The 5,903-nt window shown below is 43.4% G+C and carries 7 protein-coding genes; 5 read left to right on the forward strand and 2 right to left on the reverse strand.

Going from position 1 to position 5,903, the window contains the following annotated elements:
* The coding region (locus PLH26_RS19395) for a DUF4270 family protein (RefSeq protein WP_324587677.1) at positions 1–1,115 on the reverse strand (1,115 nt) is incomplete at its 3' end.
* A gap of 95 nt (positions 1,116–1,210) precedes the next feature.
* Complete coding sequence (locus PLH26_RS19400) at positions 1,211–2,026, reverse strand: glycogen/starch synthase (RefSeq protein WP_324587678.1); 816 nt, start codon at positions 2,024–2,026, stop codon at positions 1,211–1,213.
* A 46-nt stretch (positions 2,027–2,072) separates the two neighbouring features.
* On the opposite strand from PLH26_RS19400, the gene panC reads away from it, so the two are divergent.
* The 5 genes from panC to PLH26_RS19425 all read left to right on the forward strand — a co-directional run.
* Positions 2,073–2,984, forward strand: coding sequence for a pantoate--beta-alanine ligase (gene panC, locus PLH26_RS19405; protein ID WP_324587679.1), 912 nt, complete (start codon positions 2,073–2,075; stop codon positions 2,982–2,984).
* 24 nt (positions 2,985–3,008) lie between these two features.
* Positions 3,009–3,356, forward strand: a complete 348-nt coding sequence (panD, locus tag PLH26_RS19410) for an aspartate 1-decarboxylase (protein WP_324587680.1) — start codon at positions 3,009–3,011, stop codon at positions 3,354–3,356.
* Between the two features lie 81 nt (positions 3,357–3,437).
* Entirely contained in the window at positions 3,438–4,460 is a 1,023-nt protein-coding gene (locus PLH26_RS19415; protein ID WP_324587681.1) for a lysylphosphatidylglycerol synthase transmembrane domain-containing protein, read from the forward strand.
* Entirely contained in the window at positions 4,435–4,926 is a 492-nt protein-coding gene (gene rfaE2 / locus PLH26_RS19420; RefSeq protein ID WP_324587682.1) for a D-glycero-beta-D-manno-heptose 1-phosphate adenylyltransferase, read from the forward strand. Before PLH26_RS19415 ends, rfaE2 begins: the two co-directional genes overlap by 26 nt.
* 72 nt (positions 4,927–4,998) lie before the next feature.
* Positions 4,999–5,903 (forward strand): polyphosphate kinase (locus PLH26_RS19425; protein WP_502876422.1); only part of this gene is annotated, 905 nt, incomplete at its 3' end.

The following is a 5,903-nucleotide window of genomic DNA, read 5'->3' on the forward strand; positions in this document are numbered from 1 at the left end:
TTATTGGCGCTGTCAATAAGATCTATAAAAAGAAAATCGGGTGTGCCGTATATTCCATTGCCGGGTAATGCAATGGACTCAAATGTGAGCTCAGCACGGTGGATGATGCTGTTTTTGAGAGTGTCTAACCCGGGAATATTCAATATGGCGCAGGAACCGGGCGACGACTGCAGGTATATATTTTCCGCATCCGCGACAGCGTTAAGCGGGTCAAGTGCGGCATATCCATGCAACGGTGTGCGTTTAACAATATTGGCATTGTAGGCATAATAGGTTCCAGTGACGTATAAAGCAAAATCAGCCGACACCGTATCAATACCCCCGTTCTTTTTTATCCGGAAATAACAGGTAAGCCTGGTGTTCTCATTGTACAGGCTATAGTAGGTTAATGCAGATCTCTGGGGAGAGCCTGCATCTGTTTTTACAGCCAGCCCGTTAAATACTTTTTGAAAAGCAGAATCCCGGTTGGACGAAACATATACCGTGTTGGTATCATAAGCAGCAAACCGCTTTCCCAATGCCGTATCCAAAGGAATACGCAGTAAATTGCTCACCACCTGGGTATCGCTTTTGATAACGATCGTTTTGGGATCATCTATCGTGTTCAGGTTCACCGTGGCACTGCCCAGTACATCAAATGCAGTGGCAAAGCCCGGATGACTAACAAGATAACCGGTGCTGTCTTTGAATGCCGGATCGCTGATCTCAAATACGTTGAACTTCTGCATGGAGTTGCTGTCGCCGTAAACGCCTGTATAGGCGAGGCTCAGTATCACAGAATCCATAGCAATAATGCTGTCTGCATTTACAAAAGGGTACCGGCTGTCGGAAGCAGGGGCTATCCCGAAATAGATCTCCGCTTCGGTTTTACCAAACTGGGGGTCATCTTCAATAATACCCAATGCATGATCGTCTGGGTAGTTGATCACGGAAGAATCGTTCATCAAAAAGTTATCCGAATATACCCTCAACGAGGTTTCAAAAGTGTGTACGTTATCTACTACAGGTAAAAGATCGGTGCCTATATCGGTTGGTGTAATTTTAGTGCAGTGTGTATTCAGTACAATGGCCAGTGTTCCCAGTCCGATTGAAAACAGCAGAAATTTAAACTTCACCTGATGTAATTTTTAATAGAGGGATTTTGATACGGTACTTAGGTATTAAAGCCAGAGGAAAAAATGATTGTCCTTAATCCTTCACTTTCACCCCATTACTTCTGCGCAAGGTCGCTATACAATTGTAAATAGTCTGTTAAATCTGAATCGGCTTTAAAAGGAAGGACCTTCTTGCCCTTCACTTTTGAAAATTCATCGGAAAGCTTTTTCTCCACCTTTGCTGCCCCAAAGGTGATGGCATCCGCATAAGCAGCCCCGCCTCTGAACATGGCTGTATTGTTATTATCTTTAAAGGGCTCCAGATCCTTATCTTTTATAGAAGCATGTATAGCGATTTTCTTAACAAAATCGGGACCGATCTTTTCTCTGAATGTATTTTGCCCGATGGTAAAGACAATTTTACTGTTGCCGAACACGGGTTCCTTTTTATAGGCTGTTTTGAGATACAAAGGGATTAAACCTGTCATCCAGCCACTGCAATGAATGATATCGGGCGGCCAGCCGAATTTCTTTACCGTTTCCAGAGCACCCTTACAATAAAAGATGGTACGGAGCCAATTATCGTCATACCAGCTTTCATTTTCATCGGCAAATACAAATTTTCTTTTAAAAAGGTCCTCATTTTCAAGAAAATAAATCTGCAAACGGGCATTGGGCAGGGAGGCTACTTTTATTTGTAAAGGATAGTCTTCATTGTCTACAGACACATTGATCCCCGAAAGCCTTACTACTTCATGCAGTCTGTGCCTTCTTTCATTAATAACACCAAAACGGGGCATAATACAACGAACTTCAAAACCATTGTCATTTGATTTTATTGCCAGGTGATTCACAATCTCTGAAAATTCTGTCAGTTCCAGATAAGGGGACATTTCATTGGCAATAAACAGGATTCGTTTCTTGGTAGACATTTTCCGTTTTTATGTTAGGTTAATATATTAACGAAATGTGTAAGGTGTGCAAAGGTACGCTTTTTTTGCCGAAACTGCGGTGGAAACGCTTGCAATTACTACTTTTAACGCCATTATGTTCATTATTAAGCAATCCAAAGACCTCGCCAGATACCTTCAAAAACAGCGATCGGTAAAAAAAACGATCGGCTTTATACCCACTATGGGTGCATTGCACCAGGGGCATCTTTCACTTACAAAAAAGGCAGGAGAGGAGAATGGCGTGGTAGTATGCAGCATATTCGTGAATCCTACACAATTCAATGATCTGACGGATTTTGAGCTTTATCCCAAAACGCTGGAAAGCGATATTCTCCTGTTAGAAAAACAAGGATGTGACCTGCTCTTTCTGCCCGACGTGGCCGAAATATACCCCTCCGGTATCAGCCCTGCAACCGCATACGAACTGGGATATCTCGAATCTGTCCTGGAAGGGAAATACCGCCCGGGCCATTTCCAGGGTGTATGCCAGGTAATGCACCGGTTAATGGAAATTGTTCGGCCCGACCGACTCTACTTAGGACAAAAAGACTATCAGCAATGCCTGGTGATCGGGAAACTTTTAGAGCTCATTCAATCGCCTGCCGAAATCATTATCTGCCCTACCTTGCGTGAGCCGGGCGGACTGGCCATGAGCAGCCGCAACTTGAGGCTTAGTGCCCGCGAAAAACAGAACGCACAAGGGATATACGAGGCATTATCATACATCAGCCGGAATATAAAGCCCGGCGAGGTAAAAGGAATCGCAGAACGGGCAGGTGCTTTGCTTATTCAAAAGGAGCTAACAGCAGATTACCTCACAATAGCGAGGGCCGAAGACCTGCGGATCATTGATGTTTGGGACGGGCAAACCAAGGCGATAGCGTTAATTGCCGCTTTCATGGGAAAGGTAAGGTTGATTGATAATATGATAATATAATATTACCACTTAATTTTGCAGGCTATGGAAATTGAAATACTGAAGTCAAAAATACACAGGGCCGTTATTACGGAAGCCAATTTAAACTATGTGGGTAGCCTTACTTTGGATGAAGAACTCATGGAAGCAGCTAACCTGATAGAAAACGAAAAGATCCAGATCGTTAATGTTAACAATGGCTCCCGCATTGAAACCTACCTTATTAAAGGTAAAAGAGGTTCCGGCGTATGCTGCCTGAACGGACCTGCTGCCAGGCAGGGCGCGGTGGGCGACACCGTTATCATTATTTCTTACGCCAATATGGACTTTGAAGAAGCGAAGCAATTTAAGCCCAGTATCGTTTTTCCGAAAGCGGGAAATCTGCTCCACTGATCGTGAAAGGAGCGATCAGTCTTTCCGGGTTCTTTTTTTAAGAGAGCCCTCCTTTACTTTTAACCGGCATTCAGTTATAATATGAAAAAAAAGGTGATAAACACCCTCCAGTATATTTTCTTTTTGGGATTGGGTATTTTTCTGTTGTGGTTAAGCGCCCGCAACCTGTCGCCCGAAAACAGGAGGTATTTGACGGATGCGTTGAAAAATGCCAACTACCGGCTGGTTTTGCCTGCAATGCTGTTGTTGATGGTCAGTCATTACATCAGGGCATTGCGGTGGAAAATACTGATCCGCCCGCTCGGGCACCGCCCTTCTGCCAATAATGTTTTTTTTGCCACTATACTGGGATATTTTTTTAATCTGCTGGTCCCCCGTTTGGGTGAAGTGATGAAATGCACGATTTTGGCCAGGCACGAAAAAATACCCGCCGATAAGCTCATTGGCACTATGGTAACTGAAAGGGTATGCGATTTTATTTGCCTTGTACTGATCATCATCATTACGGTTTTTATACAGTTTGACGCCATTCACCAATATGCATCAGCGCAGCTCAACAGCTTAATGTACGATGGACGGGGCAGGTTCAGGATATATAAAATAGCAGCGATCTTCGGAATTTTAGCGGTTGTTGTTATTGTTTTAGCCGGACTTGCAAGGGTATTTGCCACATCAAAGTTTGTCCGCTCCATTAAAAAAATACTGAAAGGTATAATGACTGGCATCACCAGCATCAAACACCTGGAAAACAAATGGCTTTTCCTGCTCTATACTTTTTCTATATGGATGTTATACCTGTTGAGCATCCAAATCGGGTTTTATACAATGGAAGCGGTGAGCCATCTCGGATTTAAGGCAGCCTTTTCCATATTGAGCTTTGGAAGTTTGGCCATGCTTGCCACGCAGGGCGGCATCGGCGCATATCAGTATACCATCCAGAAACTATTGCCGTTGTATGCTGTTGCCGAAGGACCGGCGCTTGGATTTGGCTGGATCTTATGGATAGCGCAAACAGGAATTGTTATTTTTACAGGAATACTTTGTTTACTTTTATTACCCGTTATAAACAGGAGCAAATATGAAATACCCGGCATTAACCCATAATAAAATCCTCACGTTCAATGGTATGCAACACCAGGTAAAACGCTGGAGGCTCCTGGATAAAACGATTGCATTTACAAATGGCTGTTTCGATATTTTACACCAGGGACACCTCGAAATACTATCGCAGGCCGCGGCTTCGGGCGACATACTGGTGGTAGGCATTAACACCGACGCCTCAGTGAAAAAATTAAAAGGAAAGAACAGGCCCGTTAACAACGAGTCTTTCAGGGCACAGATGCTTGCCGCATTGGCCATGGTAGATGCCGTTGTATTGTTTGATGAAAAAACGCCTCTTGAGCTTATCAGGCTCATAGAGCCCGACACCCTTATTAAAGGAGGTGATTACGCTATAGAACAAATAGTAGGAGCGGAGGATGTTATTAAAAACGGGGGCGAAGTAAAGATCATCCCCCTGGTAAAAGGATATTCTACCACTGCACTTATACAAAAGATCCGGGAACTGTAGCGATCTTTAATAAAACTTAATATATGCCCCATAGCTTGTTTGCTTATTTTTACCGGTAAGACAAACAAGTACATGACTAAGGAAAAAGGCAAAACCATTGTCCGGGATATCAGTTGGCTGGCTTTTAATGCAAGAGTATTACAGGAAGCTGCCGACCCTACTGTTCCGCTTAAAGAGCGAATAAAATTTCTTGGTATATTCTCCAATAACCTGGATGAGTTTTTCAGGGTGAGGGTTGCTGCTTTAAAAAGAATGCTGGAACTGGGGAAGAAGGCCCGCATGCACCTTGAGCAGCAACCTCAAAAAATATTAGACCAGATACACCTTACTGTTCTGGAACAAAGGAGTGAATTTGACAGGATATGGAAAACAATTTTCAATGAGCTGAAAAAACAGAAAATTTTTTTGGTCACTGAAAAACAACTGAACAGGGAGCAGCAAAAATTCGTGCGCACTTTTTACGATGAAGAAGTATCATCTTCTATCATTCCCCTGATGATTGAAAGCATAGAAAATTTCCCCGCCCTCCGTGAAAAAGCCATTTTGCTTGCCGTGGTATTGTCAAAGAGCGATTCGGCGTATAAAAAGAAGTATGCCCTGATTGAAGTACCTACCAGGGTGGTGCCCCGGTTTGTGCGCCTTCCCTCCAAACCCGGAGAGCATTACCTTATTTTGCTGGAAGACGTGATACGGTTTTGTGTTCCGCATATTTTTTCTTTCCTGGGGTATGACCAGTATTCGGCTCATATCATAAAGGTTACCCGCGATGCGGAGTTTGACCTTGATACCGATATGAGCATTCCTTACATACAAAAGATCAAAAAGGGACTGAAAACACGAAAGAAAGGGAAGCCGGTCCGGTTTTTATACGATAAGGAAATTGACTCGGGTTTACTGGAATATCTTATCCGCCGGTTGCACCTTAAAAATAAAGATGCCATTATACCAGGCGGAAGGATACATAATTTCAGGCATTT

The sequence above is a fragment of the Agriterribacter sp. genome (assembly GCF_035444585.1).
Classification (GTDB): domain Bacteria; phylum Bacteroidota; class Bacteroidia; order Chitinophagales; family Chitinophagaceae; genus Agriterribacter.

Coding starts and splice junctions, on each gene's coding strand:
- panD (WP_324587680.1), top strand. CDS start 3,009: ATGGAAATTGAAATACTGAAGTCAAAAATACACAGGGCCGTTATTACG.
- rfaE2 (WP_324587682.1), top strand. CDS start 4,435: ATGAAATACCCGGCATTAACCCATAATAAAATCCTCACGTTCAATGGT.
- PLH26_RS19415 (WP_324587681.1), top strand. CDS start 3,438: ATGAAAAAAAAGGTGATAAACACCCTCCAGTATATTTTCTTTTTGGGA.
- PLH26_RS19400 (WP_324587678.1), bottom strand. CDS start 2,026: ATGTCTACCAAGAAACGAATCCTGTTTATTGCCAATGAAATGTCCCCT.